Origin of the sequence: Pseudoalteromonas sp. MelDa3 (assembly GCF_002863625.1) — a bacterium.
Classification (GTDB): Bacteria; Pseudomonadota; Gammaproteobacteria; order Enterobacterales; family Alteromonadaceae; genus Pseudoalteromonas; species Pseudoalteromonas arctica.
Genome location: NZ_PJBR01000009.1, coordinates 39,421 through 53,996 on the forward strand (window position 1 = coordinate 39,421; position 14,576 = coordinate 53,996).

At 41.2% G+C, this 14,576-nt stretch carries 12 protein-coding genes; 9 read left to right on the forward strand and 3 right to left on the reverse strand.

Features of this window, described 5'->3' with window-relative positions; all coding sequences use genetic code 11:
• Positions 1-441: 441 nt before the first annotated feature.
• The 8 genes from CXF89_RS03400 to glpD all read left to right on the forward strand — a co-directional run bounded on the left by CXF89_RS03400 (position 442) and on the right by glpD (position 10,137).
• Positions 442-684 (forward strand): HP1242/YdcH family protein, encoded by a 243-nt coding sequence (locus CXF89_RS03400; RefSeq protein ID WP_007580070.1) that lies wholly within the window; start codon positions 442-444, stop codon positions 682-684.
• A gap of 443 nt (positions 685-1,127) precedes the next feature.
• Positions 1,128-2,141, forward strand: coding sequence for a UDP-glucose 4-epimerase GalE (galE, locus tag CXF89_RS03405; RefSeq protein WP_121953798.1), 1,014 nt, complete (start codon positions 1,128-1,130; stop codon positions 2,139-2,141).
• A 1-nt stretch (position 2,142) separates the two neighbouring features.
• Positions 2,143-3,207, forward strand: a complete 1,065-nt coding sequence (locus tag CXF89_RS03410; protein WP_121953799.1) for a UDP-glucose--hexose-1-phosphate uridylyltransferase — start codon at positions 2,143-2,145, stop codon at positions 3,205-3,207.
• Positions 3,197-4,345 (forward strand): galactokinase, encoded by a 1,149-nt coding sequence (galK, locus tag CXF89_RS03415; protein ID WP_121953800.1) that lies wholly within the window; start codon positions 3,197-3,199, stop codon positions 4,343-4,345. The genes CXF89_RS03410 and galK overlap by 11 nt, the downstream gene beginning before the upstream one ends.
• A gap of 19 nt (positions 4,346-4,364) precedes the next feature.
• Positions 4,365-5,369 carry a Gfo/Idh/MocA family protein gene (locus tag CXF89_RS03420; protein WP_121953801.1) on the forward strand — a complete coding sequence of 335 codons (1,005 nt, stop codon included), beginning with the start codon at positions 4,365-4,367 and terminating at the stop codon, positions 5,367-5,369.
• Between the two features lie 29 nt (positions 5,370-5,398).
• A complete protein-coding gene (locus CXF89_RS03425; protein ID WP_121953802.1) occupies positions 5,399-6,721 on the forward strand; it encodes an alpha/beta hydrolase family protein in 1,323 nt (440 codons plus the stop codon).
• Positions 6,722-6,918: 197 nt separating this feature from the next.
• Positions 6,919-8,418 carry a glycerol kinase GlpK gene (gene glpK / locus CXF89_RS03430; RefSeq protein WP_121953803.1) on the forward strand — a complete coding sequence of 500 codons (1,500 nt, stop codon included), beginning with the start codon at positions 6,919-6,921 and terminating at the stop codon, positions 8,416-8,418.
• Positions 8,419-8,631: 213 nt separating this feature from the next.
• Positions 8,632-10,137 carry a glycerol-3-phosphate dehydrogenase gene (glpD, locus tag CXF89_RS03435; protein ID WP_121953804.1) on the forward strand — a complete coding sequence of 502 codons (1,506 nt, stop codon included), beginning with the start codon at positions 8,632-8,634 and terminating at the stop codon, positions 10,135-10,137.
• Between the two features lie 59 nt (positions 10,138-10,196).
• Here the strand turns inward: glpD and CXF89_RS03440 are convergent, their stop codons facing one another.
• Positions 10,197-11,147 (reverse strand): 2-dehydro-3-deoxygalactonokinase, encoded by a 951-nt coding sequence (locus CXF89_RS03440; RefSeq protein WP_007580050.1) that lies wholly within the window; start codon positions 11,145-11,147, stop codon positions 10,197-10,199.
• A 3-nt stretch (positions 11,148-11,150) separates the two neighbouring features.
• The gene (locus tag CXF89_RS03445) at positions 11,151-11,909 is read right to left on the reverse strand and encodes an SDR family NAD(P)-dependent oxidoreductase (protein ID WP_002958845.1); all 759 of its coding nucleotides are present in this window, start codon (positions 11,907-11,909) and stop codon (positions 11,151-11,153) included.
• Between the two features lie 199 nt (positions 11,910-12,108).
• Here CXF89_RS03445 and CXF89_RS03450 point away from each other — a divergent pair, with 199 nt between their 5' ends.
• On the forward strand, positions 12,109-12,810 hold the full coding sequence (locus CXF89_RS03450; RefSeq protein ID WP_007580047.1) for a FadR/GntR family transcriptional regulator: 702 nt from the start codon (positions 12,109-12,111) through the stop codon (positions 12,808-12,810).
• Between the two features lie 417 nt (positions 12,811-13,227).
• Here CXF89_RS03450 and accC read toward each other — a convergent pair whose 3' ends face one another.
• Positions 13,228-14,568, reverse strand: a complete 1,341-nt coding sequence (gene accC, locus CXF89_RS03455; protein ID WP_007375934.1) for an acetyl-CoA carboxylase biotin carboxylase subunit — start codon at positions 14,566-14,568, stop codon at positions 13,228-13,230.
• Between the last annotated feature and the right edge of the window lie 8 nt (positions 14,569-14,576).

Here is a 14,576-nt window from a genome sequence, read left to right on the forward strand (position 1 = left end):
TTAACTGTTTTTGCTAAAAGTTCTTTAAAGTCTTTAGTGGGTACTGGTTCACTTAACCCGAACTCTGGTTAAGAGATTTATTAACGTATTAAATCATGGTGATATTTAAATTTATTCTCTCAAGCCAGAGATTCCTTGCAGCTTGAGCAATAATATCGAACCCTAAGCTTTTTACGAGTAGTTAATACTCCTATTTAGGCTGTATACCCCAACAATAAATTATTGACCTCTAAAGTACATGCGTTTATTGATCGCTCTATTAAATACTTTGGTGAAATACCTTACTGAGCAAAATAAACAGATTGTTTGCGCTACATCAAATTAGCGGCTCAATGGTTGAATTATATCTATGTAAGCCCCAGTGTATTATATGAAAGGCAGTAATTCACTTATACAACTCACTTACTTGTGAGCTCATTTATATCCTATTAAGGAGCGAATATGTTAGGCGAAGACCACTCATTAACTAATGACTTTCCAGAGTACTTAAAGACCATTGCCGAGTTAAATGAAAGCGATACTGAATTTGCAAAAAAAGCAGATAAGTACGACAAGCTAGATAAAGAGATTAGAGTGTTAGAACTCAAAGATGCGCCCATAAGCGATGAGCAAATGCATCAACTAAAACATGAACGTACAGAATTAAAAGATTGGCTATACGAGCGCTTGCAGCAAGAGCAGTAATCCAGCTAAAAAAAGAGCTCACTGACAAGTGAGCTCTTTAGATCAACCATAAGGATTTTTTCTAAAACTTTACAAAGCCACCCACAGATTTCATAAATACAGTACTTGGGTTAATAACATCTTTGCGTTTCTAGCAAGTGCTATCGGTAGCACCGGTAAGTAAAACTGTTTTATTTATGTTGCTCTCTCCTAACTTTGTTCTCGCTATATTAGCAGCCCCCCTACCGCTGAAATTAGGTCAATAATCGAATCAGTTTATCTAATCAATTGATAAAGCTAAGCCTATGTTAGTTAAAATAAAAGCATGCTATTTAAAGGCTGGCGAGTGTTTAATCTGAATGTTTTTTATGCTTTTATTTGAATTATCCAGCAATCATAACTATTGTTTTTAAATCACCTTAATAGTAGTATTTATCATATAAATACACTTTTCGAGAATAAACATGAAAGTTTTAGTTACTGGCGGCATGGGTTACATAGGTAGCCACACATGTATTGCATTGCATGAAGCAGGTATTACACCTGTTATTTATGATAACTTGTCTAATGCTAGTTCGCGGGTACTTGACCAACTCGAAAAGATTACTGGCACTCGGTTTGAGTTTATATTGGGTGACATTCAAGACGAGCAACAATTTAAGCTCGCTCTAAAACACACTAAAGCCGAGGCTGTTTTTCACTTTGCTGCTTTAAAAGCCGTTGGCGAATCAACTGAGCAGCCACTTCGTTATTATCAAAATAATGTGTCGGGCACATTAAGCATGCTACAAAACATGCAAGATGAAGGCGTTAACCATATTATATTTAGCTCATCGGCTACTGTGTACGGTGAGCCAGACTACCTCCCTATTGACGAAAAGCATCCTATACGCGCAACTAACCCTTATGGTTGGACTAAAGTCATGGTTGAACAAGCCATGCAAGACGTATGTAATGCCAACAGTCAATTTATGGGGATTGCGCTTCGTTACTTTAACCCAGTAGGTGCACACCCAAGTGGTTTATTAGGTGAAAGCCCTAATGGTATTCCTAATAACTTAATGCCATTTATTGCTCAAACTGCAGTAGGCAAACGTGACGTGGTTAATATTTTTGGTGACGACTACGACATCGAAGATGGCACAGGCGTGCGCGACTATATTCATGTTTTAGATTTAGCGAAAGGTCATGTTGCGGCATTTATGCAGCATAAAACAGATACCGCCTTTCATGCTTACAACTTAGGCACAGGGCAAGGTTATTCTGTGCTTGATATGATCAAAGCATTTAGCGCATCAGCCAATAAAGATATTCCGTATAAGATTGCACCGCGCCGTGCAGGTGATATTGCCTGTAACTACGCCGATGCCACAAAAGCGCAAAACACACTTAACTGGCACGCAGAACTAACACTTAGCGACATGACAAACGACACATGGCGCTGGCAAACTAATTACCCAAGTGGGTTGGAGAGTTAATATGGCTTTATTAGAAAGTACTCACAGACGTAAAAATCCGCTAACGGGTCGTTGGGTATTAGTGTCACCACATCGTAATAACCGCCCATGGTTAGGCGCAACAGAAGCCGTTAACGAAAACGTATTACCAAAACACGATGACAGCTGCCCACTTTGCCCAAGTAATACCCGTGCAAATGGCGACAGTAACCCTGATTACAAATACACACACGTATTTAGAAATGACTTTGGCGCATTAACACCTAATACCAGTAAGCAGCCACAAAGCACAGAGTCAGACAACGACTTATTTATTACCGACGAAGCCAGTGGCGAATGCCGCGTAATTTGTTTTTCTCCAGAGCATAATAAAACACTACCAGAGCTTAGCCAAAACGCGCTGTATGAAATAGTAAAAACCTGGAAAAAAAATTACACAGAGCTTGCACAGCAGTACGAATGCGTACAAGTTTTTGAAAATAAAGGCGAGATCATGGGTTGTTCGCAACCTCATCCTCACGGCCAAGTATGGGCTCACTCGCATTTATCAACCGAAATAGAAGCCGAAGATAACCAGCAGCTTGCCTATTATAAAAAGCATGGCACAGCCATGCTTGCCGATTACGCGCAAAAAGAGCAAGCAGATAAAACTCGTGTTGTATTTGAAAACGAACATTGGCTTGTTGTTGTGCCATTTTGGGCAGTATGGCCGTTTGAAACAATGCTAGTAACTAAAGATAACATTCAAAACTTTAGCCAGCTAAACGATGTCCAAACCGACTCTTTGGCTCAGGCACTTAAAGTATTAACCACTAAGTACGACAACGTATTTAATTGCAGCTTCCCATACTCAATGGGATGGCACAATGCACCCGCTAATCGTGGCTCAGATGAGCAACATTGGCGTTTGCATGCCCATTTTTATCCGCCGCTACTTCGCTCTGCTACTGTTAAAAAACACATGGTAGGCTACGAAATGCTAGGCGAAAGCCAACGCGATTTAAGCGCAGAAACCGCTGCTTCTATTTTAAAAGCAGCCAGTACAACACACTATAAAGATACAGCGGGACACACAGATGAAGCTTAACGAATTCCAACAACAATTTTTGTCACTGTATGGCGCGCCTGCTCAAGGTATTGCTGCAGCACCGGGGCGTGTAAACCTTATTGGCGAATTTACCGACTACAACGACGGTTTTGTTTTACCGTGTTCGTTAGAGTTTCGAACCCAAGTAATGTTTAAAGAGCGCGACGACAATATTATTACTGTGCATTCTTTAAATTACCCAGGCGAAAAAGACAGCTTTAGCGTTGATGAAGAAATCACTGAAGGCCAGTCGCAATGGGGTAACTACATTCGTGCTGTGGCTTATGTTCTTAAAAGAGCGGGCTACACACTGCGTGGCGCCGACCTACTTATTGACAGTAACTTACCGCAAGGTAGTGGCTTGTCGTCATCGGCCGCACTAGAAGTTGCTGTAGGCGGTATGTTTAACCATATTGCACAGCTTGGTTTACCGCCAGAGCAAATTGCGCTATTTGGCCAAGAAGCCGAAAACGACTTTATGCATTGCCAATGCGGCATTATGGATCAGCTTATTTCAGCTAAAGGCGAGAACGGTCATGCACTATTAATCGACTGTGAAAACCTCGCAACTAAATCAGTTAAAGTTCCTGATGATTTAAATATTGTTATTGTTAATTCAAACTACCCGCGTAAGTTGGTTGATAGCGAATACAACCAGCGCCGTATTGACTGCGAACAAGCTGCTGTAAAAATGGGTGTAGAAACACTTCGCCAAGCCACCATGGCTGGCCTGCAAGCAGTAAAAGCGACATTAAGCGAAAACGAATATAAACGTGCACACCACGTAATTAGCGAAAACGACCGTGTAATTGCAGCAACTACTGCACTACAAAATAATGATATGGATGCACTTCGTACGCTAATGGCTGCATCGCATCAATCGCTTAAACACGACTTTGAAGTAACCGTACCTGCAACCGATGGCTTAGTAGAAATTTGTAAAGAAGCGATGGGCGAGCGTGGCGCAGTTCGTATGACAGGGGGTGGTTTTGGTGGCGCAATTGTATGTTTGTGTCGTGATGCTGAAGTACCACTAATTAAAGCAGCGGTAGAAAAGCATTACTTTGAACGCTTTAGCCTAAATGCTGATATTTACGTATGTTCAGCGGGTTCAGGATTACAAATTACGTCTTTTTAAATAAACTTAAGGAATAAGCATGGCAAAGGTTAATTGGGGAATTATTGGGTGTGGCAATATAGCTCACACCTTTGCTACAAGCATTGCGCATTGCAGTGATGCACAGCTTATTGGCGCTGCATCAACGAGTATGCAGCGCGCTAAAGAATTTGCCACACCGTACAATATTCAAGGCTATGAAAGCTATCAAGCTCTTATGCAATGCCCAAATATAGATGCTATTTATATTGCCAATACGCACGATCAACACTTTAAAACTATCGCCCAATGCTTAAAACACAATAAGCAAGTGCTAAGCGAAAAACCGATTACCGTTAATGCTAAGCAATTGCAAAACCTCACTGAGCTTGCCAAGCAACAAAACTGCTTTTTAATGGAAGGTGTTTGGATACGGTTTTTACCAGCCATAGTAAAGTTACAACAACTCCTAAGTGAAGGTGTTATTGGTCATGTGCACAGTGTTAATGCCAACTTTAGTTTACCTGGCAGCTTTGCCGACACTCATCGATTAATGAACCCTGCAACAGCGGGTGGCGCCCTGCTCGATTTAGGTATTTACCCTATTTCGATTGCTGATGTGGTATTTAATAAAGCCCCTGAACACATCAAATCCTTTGTATATAAAAGCACAACCGGCGTTGATGAGCGAAGCACTGCTATAGTTGATTACGGTAACGGGCAATTTGCATCTCTTGCTAGCGCACTGCAGCAAAATGGCCCAACAGAAGCATGTATTAATGGTGAGCTTGGATATATTCGAATACCTCAATTTGTAGGTGCAAAAACGCTAGAGCTACATATAAGTGGCCAAGACCCTAAATACTTTGAATACAACTTTAGCGATGATGAAAACTTTAAGTTTGAAATTGCACATGTCACGCAGTGTATATTACAAAAACAAACCCAAAGCTGTGTATTACCACTGGGTACTAGCTTACGGGTTATGAACATAATGGATACCTTACGAGCACAATGGCAGCTGCAATATAGCAATGCCGTCGAGTCGGCTGAACTGACAAATTAAAAAATAAAAATACACAACAAGGACACACAATGACACACACACTCAAGGCGCTTTCAAAAGCCATATTACTTGCTACGTGCAGTTTATCTGCCAGTGCAGCTGTTGCTGAATCTAATAAACCAGAACAGCTATATCCGCCAATCACTAGCGAAGTATTGCCAGAGCTTGCAGCTAAAGGTAGCTACAATGTAGGTGTGCAAACACTTGATTTAGTTAACCCTGCGCAATTTGACCCCGCTACACAAGGCCAAAAAGATCGTCCTTTAAAAGTAGAAGTGTGGTATCCGGCTGCAAAGACAGCAAAAGCACCACTTACCAGCTACACAGATGAAACTCGCTCAGGTAAAGAGTTTACTCTGCAAGCCGATGCAATGCGTGATATCGCCATTAATAATAAAGAGCACTACCCTGTGATAGTGCTTTCGCACGGTTATACCGGTTACCGTACAATTATGTACTACCTTGGCGAGCATTTAGCGTCGCACGGTTACATTGTGGTAGCGATTGATCATACTGACTCAACCAATGCCGATGTTGATTTTAAAAATGCGCCGTTCTCTGGCTTTTTTAGCACGCTTATAAATCGCTCACGCGATCAGCAGTTTGTTATTAATTACTTTAATGAGCAAAACAACTTTGCAAGCAAGCAGGTAGATAATAAAAGCGCAGGCGTAATTGGTTACTCAATGGGTGGCTATGGCGCTGTAAATACGATAGGTGGTTGTTACGCTTTTAATGAGCAAACTACGGCTATGTTTACAGGTATGAAAGACCCAGCTCAAATTAAACAAGTACAGCAATTACTAAACAGCTGCGCTGGTGGACAATACCAAAACCCAAAAGTAGACCCACGTATAAAAGCAATGGTTGCCTTTGCACCATGGGGCGGACAGCATAATTTGTTTGACGCCAAAGCAATGCAAAATATTAAAGTACCTTCGCTTTATGTCGCCGGTAACTTAGATGACATTTCTGGCTATGAAGGTATTAAAAACCTTTATAACCAAACAGGCAGCAAAGATAAGTACATGCTTACTTACAAAAATGCACGCCATAATATCGCACCACACCCAGCCCCTGCTATTGCACAAAGCAGCAGTGAGCTAGATATTGGTCATTACTACGAGCCTTCGTGGTCTATGCGCACAATTAACGAAACCAACAAGCATTTTGTACTTGCGATGATGGACTGTCATGTAAAAGGCATAACCACTCAATGTGAATACTTAGATTTACCACAAAACGGCGACCAAGCTGTTGTTGACGGTAAACCACTACCACAGTGGCGCGGGTTTGATAATCGCTTTTCTACCGGTATGGATTGGCAGCAAGCTAAACCACACGCTAAATAACTTACTCAACACGGCTATCTTTTTTTATAGCCGTGTTCGCACTTAAAATCACCTCAAAGTAAAACGTGTTTTATTAAAGAGTTACCTGTTAAAAAAACACGCTTACTTTTTAATCAGGAATTTTAAGAAAAAATCATTGCCATTAGCCTCAGTTAAAGGCAATCTAGCTATATATAAGATAAATAATATTAATAACTATGTCCAAATACATACTCTCAATTGATCAAGGAACCACAAGCTCTCGGGCCATCTTGTTTACAAAAGATGCAGACGTTTTTGGTACAGCACAACAAGAATTCCCGCAGCATTTTCCACAAAATGGCTGGGTTGAACACGATCCTAACGATATTTGGCAAACAGTACTTAGCACCAGCCGCGAAGTACTCGTTGAAAATGATGTAAAGCCTGAAGAAATTATTGCTATTGGTATCACCAACCAGCGCGAAACCACTTTAGTGTGGAACAAAAAAACAGGCAAAACTATTTATAACGCGATTGTTTGGCAAGACCGCCGCACGAGTGACTATTGCGAAAGCCTAACAACTGATGAGCTTTGCCAAACGATAAGCGAAAAAACAGGCTTATTGCTCGATCCTTATTTTTCGGCCACTAAAATTCGTTGGATTTTAGATAATGTCGAGGGCGCACGCGAACAAGCGCTTGCTGGCGAACTTGCGTTTGGTACAGTTGATACCTACCTACTTTGGCAGCTAACTGACGGAAAAGAACATCGTACCGATGCAACCAATGCATCGCGCACTATGTTATTTAATATTCACACCCAGCAATGGGATCAAGAACTTCTAGAATTATTCGATATTCCAGAGTCGATGCTGCCAGAAGTGATGGACTCAGCTGATGAGTTTGGCTCTACGAGCGCTGACATTTTTGGCGCACCAATTCGCGTATGTGGTATAGCAGGCGATCAACAAGCAGCACTTGTTGGCCATGCATGTTTTGAGCAAGGCATGGCAAAAAGTACGTATGGTACGGGCTGCTTTTTAATGCTTAACACCGGCGAAAAAGCACTGACCTCAGAAAACCGCTTATTGACCACTGTTGCTTATAGATTAAACGGCAAGCCAACTTACGCCATTGAGGGCAGTATTTTTATGGCTGGCGCAACTATGCAGTGGATTGTTGAAGGCTTAAAGCTACTTAGTCATGCAGGCGAAAGTGAGTCGATGGTTAAAGATGTACCGCTCGATCATGGTGTATTTTTAGTGCCTTCGTTTACAGGTTTAGGCGCGCCTTATTGGGACCCTAATGCACGTGGCGCTATTTTAGGCCTAACACGCGATTCTGGGATTAGCACCATAGTTGCCGCAGCGCTGCAATCAGTTGGTTACCAAACCAAAGATTTACAAAAAGCGATGGAGCGTGATGGTCTTCGCCCAAGTGTGCTTCGTGTAGATGGCGGTATGGTAAAAAACAATTGGGTAATGACCTTTTTATCAAACATTTTAGGTGCAACGGTAGAGCGCCCAACTGTGACCGAAACGACCTCTTTAGGCGTAGCATATTTAGCTGGCTTACAAACAGGTGTGTACGAGTCGACTGAGCAGTTATCAAAAATGTGGACATGCGACCGTCGTTTTGAGCCAACCATGAGTGCCGACGAGCGTAACGATCTATACGCAAAATGGCAGCACTGCGTAGCTCAAGTATGCTTAACGAATAAAAATTGCCCGCAGTAATTAAGACGTGGCTAGGCAATTGCTTTAGTCACTTTACCTTTTTAACCTCGCTAAATAGTCGGTTAAAAAAATACGTGTTTTACTGCCCTAAATTACAAATAGATCAGCGCAAAAATTTAACGAATAAAAAACTGGGTTTTCTATTGTCAAATGAAAACAGCAGCTTTATGATGCTATATGTATTATTTATATTACAAATAAAAAGGGTGCTCGGTGGAATTAGCAGATAACGAATATGACTTACTAGTCATCGGTGGCGGTGTAAATGGCACAGGCATAGCAGCAGATGCTGCAGGTAGAGGACTTAAAGTACTTTTGTGCGAACAGTCTGACTTAGCTTGTGCAACCTCTTCAAACAGCTCTAAGCTTATACACGGCGGTTTGCGATACCTCGAGCATTACGAATTTAGATTAGTAAAAGAGGCACTAGCTGAGCGTGAAGTGCTTTTAAAAAATGCCCCTCACATTATGTGGCCGCTGACATTTAGATTGCCACATCAAAAGCATTTACGCCCAGCTTGGATGATTCGTATTGGCTTGTTTATGTACGACAACTTAGCTAAGCGCGTTACTTTGCCTAGTTCAAAAAGCATTAAATTTGGCGAACATAGCGTACTAGAACCCTCTATTACTAAGGGTTTTGAGTATGCAGACGGATGGGTTGATGACTCTCGTTTAGTCATTTTAAATGCATTAGCTGCGCAACAAAAAGGCGCTGTAATTGCTACAAAAACTAAGTGTGTAAAAGCGCATCGTGAGCAAGGTAAATGGCAAGTAACGCTTGAGCAACAAGGTACTCAATCTCGCTATGCTATTTCAGCTAAAGGCATTGTAAATGCGGCGGGTCCTTGGGTTGCTAAATTATTTGATGAAGCACTTAAAGAAAAATCGCCACAAAATATTCGCCTTGTAAAAGGCAGCCACATAGTAGTCCCGCGCATTCACGATGAACCACACGCTTATATTTTACAAAACAAAGATCAGCGTATTGTGTTTGTTATTCCGTTTGAAGATGACTTCTCACTTATTGGCACAACCGATGTAGAACACAAAGGTGAAGCACAAGACGTTAAAATTAGTGATGAAGAAATTGATTACTTAATTGATATTACTAATACCTACTTTAAACAACCGATTAAACGCGAAGACATAGTACATACCTTTTCAGGCGTACGCCCATTACTTGATGACGAATCAGTTAATGCACAAGCCGTTACTCGCGATTATAAATTAGAGCTTTCGAGTGATGCTAAGCAAGCACCTCTATTGAGTGTGTTTGGTGGAAAAATTACAACTTATCGCAAACTTGCCGAAGCTGCGGTTAATAAGCTTGAAGACTTTTACCCACAAATGAGCAAAGCGTGGACCAAGCATAGCTCGCTCCCTGGTGGTGATTTTAGCTCTGTAGAAGCACTTAAATCAGAGCTAAAAGCAAAATATGAATGGCTACCTGAAATAACACTTAAACGCTTTGTACGCACTTATGGTACTCGTGCTAAAAATATATTAGGTAGTGCAACTGGGTTGAGTGATTTAGGCCAAGATTTTGGCCATGGTTTATTTGCAGCAGAAGTAGATTACTTGCTAAATGAAGAGTGGGCAGAAAACGCATACAATATTTTATGGCGCCGCAGCAAATTAGGACTACGTTTTAATGAGGCACAAGTTGCTGCGCTCAATGATTACATTGAGCATAACCAAGCAGCTAAAAGCGCTTAACTATTAAGTTATAATAGCTTCCTGTTAACCCCTTTATAATTTAATTTTTATAGAGGGGTTTATTTTTTTGACTCTAAATTAAATAAATAATTAAAACCGCTAAGCGTCGCTGTTTTAATATCAAACTCAACACACTTCACACCTATTTGATTAAGCGCCGTAGTAAAACACTTATTCAGCTGCTTTGTGCCAATCACCACAACTTGTGTATCACTTAATAATTGCCATTCGCTAGCGTGGCGAGCTGCTCGTACATCGCTGCCAATTAATACACCCGACAAATAGGCTTTGGCTTGTACTGGCGTTAACTCCTTTGAAAGCTGGCGTGTACGCACACTAAAAATACCATGTGCCAAGTTACCGCTATCACTACCTAAAGTTAGCTCACAGCCTTGCTCAAATGCTTTAAAGTCAAACTCACCTTCTGCACAGTCGTTAGGAATTAAAACACTTTGATGACATAACAAATCATATAACTCGCCGGTCATGGCTGTTTTAAAGCAAATGATTTCGCCGTTGTTTATAAGCACCCATTTAGTATGTGTACCAGGTAAACATAATAATATTTTACCTTGTTGATACTCTGGATTTTGCTTTAAAAACCCTAAAATTTGCAGCTCTTCGCCGCGCATTACATCAAATAAGCTATTTTGCAGCGTACACTTTGTGCCAGGTAACGCTTTAATAATATGTCCATCGCAATCAAAGCTAACCGCAGCATTAAGTAGCCCTTCAGGATTAATTGGGCATTCTAAATATGGCGTTTCGTGCCAGCCGATGCTTGAGGTAATTTGCCCTGCAATATATATAGGTAAACTGCCATATTCTTGCTTCCACACTGCAATGGTGTCGATTAGGGTTTGCTCAAAATTTTGATTCGCCTTAACAACGCCAGGGCCATCACGTTGTGCTAATAATTTAAGTGTTGATTGCGCTTGTACTTCGCACAAATAAGCACGTAAATGGCTCGTGCCCCAGTCAACAGCAATAAAAAGAGATGAATTAGCCAAGCTTTAAAGCCTCCCACCGTCAATTTTAATACTCTGCCCAGTGATCATACTGCTTTCATCGGCGGCTAAAAAGAGTGCCAAATTAGCAACATCTTCAGGGGTAACTAATTTTTTAAGCGCCATGGCTTCCATCCACTTAACTTGCTCTTCTTCGGTAAACCAACTTGCTAGTTGACGGTCGGTGGCCACCCACCCTGGCAAAATAGCGTTAACGCGAATACCAAACTCGCCGTAATCGCGAGCCAATGCCTTAGTCATACCAATTAGCCCTGCTTTTGCGGTTACATAGCCTGCCATTTGTGGCTGGCCCATAATCGCGTTAATAGAGCTAAAATTAATGATACTGCCGGCTCCATCGCCTTTCATAAAAGACATAGCAACTTGAGAGGCAAAAAATGCAGGGTTTAAGTTTATTTGTAAGCACTGATCCCAGTCTTGCACTGTAACGTCTTCGCTCGCTTGGCGGCGGTCGTTCGCTACATTATTAACTAATACATTAATGGCACCGAAAGCGGCGCATGCATCCACAAGTGATTGCTGAAGTGCATGAGAGTCAGTTACATCAACTTGCCTATACCATAGTTTTGCATTGGGTAAATCACGAATAAGCGATTGCGCTGCCTTATCATCAATATCTATAAATGCTACTTTTGCATTTTGGTTTACAAAGGATTTAACCATTGCTCTACCAATGCCTGATGCACCGCCTGTAATAAAAATAACTTTACCAGAAAGACTATGATATTGAGCTAGGGTGTTCAAATTCAACTCTCCATACAGCGCATTTTCAATTTTAATTAAACCCTTTATAAACTTACATTTACAGTATAAAGAGCCAAACTAAGTTGTTATTGCTGTGTTAAAATATTTAGCTAATTAAAAGTTTATATCATATCCTTGAGTACATTAATATGATATATGATATATAATAAAGCAATATATCAACTCGGAATCCTGCGCAATGAAAAGCCAACCCCGTCAAAATTTAACACAACAATTAACCCACGATTTGGGTTTTGCTATTGTGCGTGGTGTTTACCCTGTAAGCGAAGGCCTGCCTTCTGAAGCCGATTTATGTATAAAGTATGATGTAAGTCGCAGCGCTACCCGCGAAGCGGTAAAAATGCTCTCTGCTAAAGGATTAATTTCTTCTCGTCCTAAGCAAGGTATTCGTGTATTACCTGAAAGTAGCTGGAACATGTTTGATACCGACGTACTACGTTGGATTTTAAGCAGCAAGCCATCACTGTCATTATTAAAAGAGTTTACTCAAGTACGCGTTGCCCTTGAGCCACAAGCGGCCGCTCTTGCAGCACTAAATGCAACTGCTGAACAACTCGCTGAAATTGATAACGCCTTAGCCCGTATGGCTGAAGCAGACGAAGGCTTGGACGATCCACTAGAAGCCGACATTGCTTTTCATACCAGCATATTAGTTGCCAGTAACAATCGCTTTTTTGTGCAGTTAACTGAGTTTATTAGTACAGCCCTTAGAGTAAGTATTCGCTATACAAACCACATTAAAGGTGTACCGGGCGCAGACGTTGCTAAGCACGCTGATATTTTAGAAACCATAAAGTCACGCGATCCTGAACGCGCTAAAAAAGCAGTAGAAACAATTTTAGAAGAAGCACTGCAGTTAATTGAATCTAAATTAGTTTAATGTTAGTTCAACATATTGTATAAATATTGAGTCCATCGAATTTACTCTTTGCAGTATATTTTATGGACTTTTTTATTGCCTATAAGGCTTAATACCAATCCGCAATAATACTTAATCATTTTGCGGGGCTAAACGTGTCGCTACCTGCGTTAAAAAATTCTCATTTACGACTGCATGGATGCAGAAGGTAGAGCAATGCAGGAGCAATTGCCGAGAACAACTAAATAGCGAATTTTTTGCCTAGCTACCAACACGTTTTTCCGCCCTCAAAATAGCTCATTTAATTAAGCGAATCGGTATAAATTACAGGCATTAAAAAATCCGAGATCAGTCTCCTGATATCGGATTTTTAGTTATTTAAATCAGATTAATAACTCTGGTTATTAACTGAGATAAAACGCCTTTTACAGGCTAGAATTACAATCCTAATTTCTTCTCAAGGTAATGGATGTTAGTACCACCATTTTGGAAGTTTTCATCTGCAAGAATTCTCTTATGCAAAGGAGTATTAGTTTTAATTCCGTCAATTACTAGCTCGTTAAGTGCATTGCGCGCACGGGCAATAGCTACATCACGGTTTTCACCGTAAGTAATTAACTTACCAATCATTGAATCGTAATGTGGTGGAACCGTGTAGTCAGCGTAAATATGGCTGTCCCAACGAATACCTAAACCACCTGCTGGATGGAAACGTGTAATTTTACCCGGTGACGGGATAAACGTTTCAGGATCTTCAGCATTAATACGACACTCAATAGCATGACCACGAATAACAACGTCGTCTTGAGTGAATGATAACGGTTGACCCGCTGCAATTTTTAACTGCTCTTTCACTAAATCGATACCAGTAACCATTTCAGTTACAGGGTGTTCAACCTGAATACGTGTATTCATTTCGATGAAGTAAAACTCGCCGTTTTCGTATAAAAACTCAAACGTACCTGCACCGCGGTATCCAATTTCGATACATGCACGTGTACAACGCTCGCCAATGAATTTACGCGTTTCAGCAGTAATACCTGGCGCTGGTGCTTCTTCAACTACTTTTTGGTGACGACGTTGCATAGAACAATCACGTTCACCTAAATGTACTGCATTACCTTGGCCGTCTGCTAATACTTGAACTTCGATGTGGCGTGGGTTTTCAAGGAATTTTTCCATGTAAACCATACTATTACCAAAGAACTGCTTAGCTTCTTGCTGTGTTAATGCAATTGAATCAATAAGTTCAGCTTCGCTGCGAACAACGCGCATACCACGACCACCACCGCCACCAGCAGCTTTGATGATTACCGGGTAACCGATACGCTTAGCGATTTGCATGTTGCGTTCTTTATCATCTGATACTGGACCGTCAGAGCCAGGAACACATGGAACGCCTGCTTTACGCATTGCTGCGATAGCAGACACTTTATCACCCATAAGGCGAATAGTGTCGCCACGAGGACCGATAAATACAAAACCACTTTGCTCAACTTGGTCGGCAAAATCAGCATTTTCTGCAAGGAAACCGTAACCAGGATGAATCGCTACAGCGTCAGTTATTTCAGCCGCAGCAATAATGCGCGGAATATCTAAATAACTTTCAGTTGCTGATGGTCTACCAATACAGATGGTTTCATCTGCAAGCAATACATGCTTAAGATCGCGATCTGCCGTTGAATGCACAGCAACCGTTTTGATCCCAAGCTCTTTGCAGGCGCGCAATATACGAAGTGCAATTTCACCTCGGTTTGCAATGACTACTTTATCTAACATTAGAGTTG

Coding starts and splice junctions, on each gene's coding strand:
- CXF89_RS03400 (WP_007580070.1), top strand. CDS start 442: ATGTTAGGCGAAGACCACTCATTAACTAATGACTTTCCAGAGTACTTA.
- galE (WP_121953798.1), top strand. CDS start 1,128: ATGAAAGTTTTAGTTACTGGCGGCATGGGTTACATAGGTAGCCACACA.
- CXF89_RS03410 (WP_121953799.1), top strand. CDS start 2,143: ATGGCTTTATTAGAAAGTACTCACAGACGTAAAAATCCGCTAACGGGT.
- galK (WP_121953800.1), top strand. CDS start 3,197: ATGAAGCTTAACGAATTCCAACAACAATTTTTGTCACTGTATGGCGCG.
- CXF89_RS03420 (WP_121953801.1), top strand. CDS start 4,365: ATGGCAAAGGTTAATTGGGGAATTATTGGGTGTGGCAATATAGCTCAC.
- CXF89_RS03425 (WP_121953802.1), top strand. CDS start 5,399: ATGACACACACACTCAAGGCGCTTTCAAAAGCCATATTACTTGCTACG.
- glpK (WP_121953803.1), top strand. CDS start 6,919: ATGTCCAAATACATACTCTCAATTGATCAAGGAACCACAAGCTCTCGG.
- CXF89_RS03450 (WP_007580047.1), top strand. CDS start 12,109: ATGAAAAGCCAACCCCGTCAAAATTTAACACAACAATTAACCCACGAT.
- accC (WP_007375934.1), bottom strand. CDS start 14,568: ATGTTAGATAAAGTAGTCATTGCAAACCGAGGTGAAATTGCACTTCGT.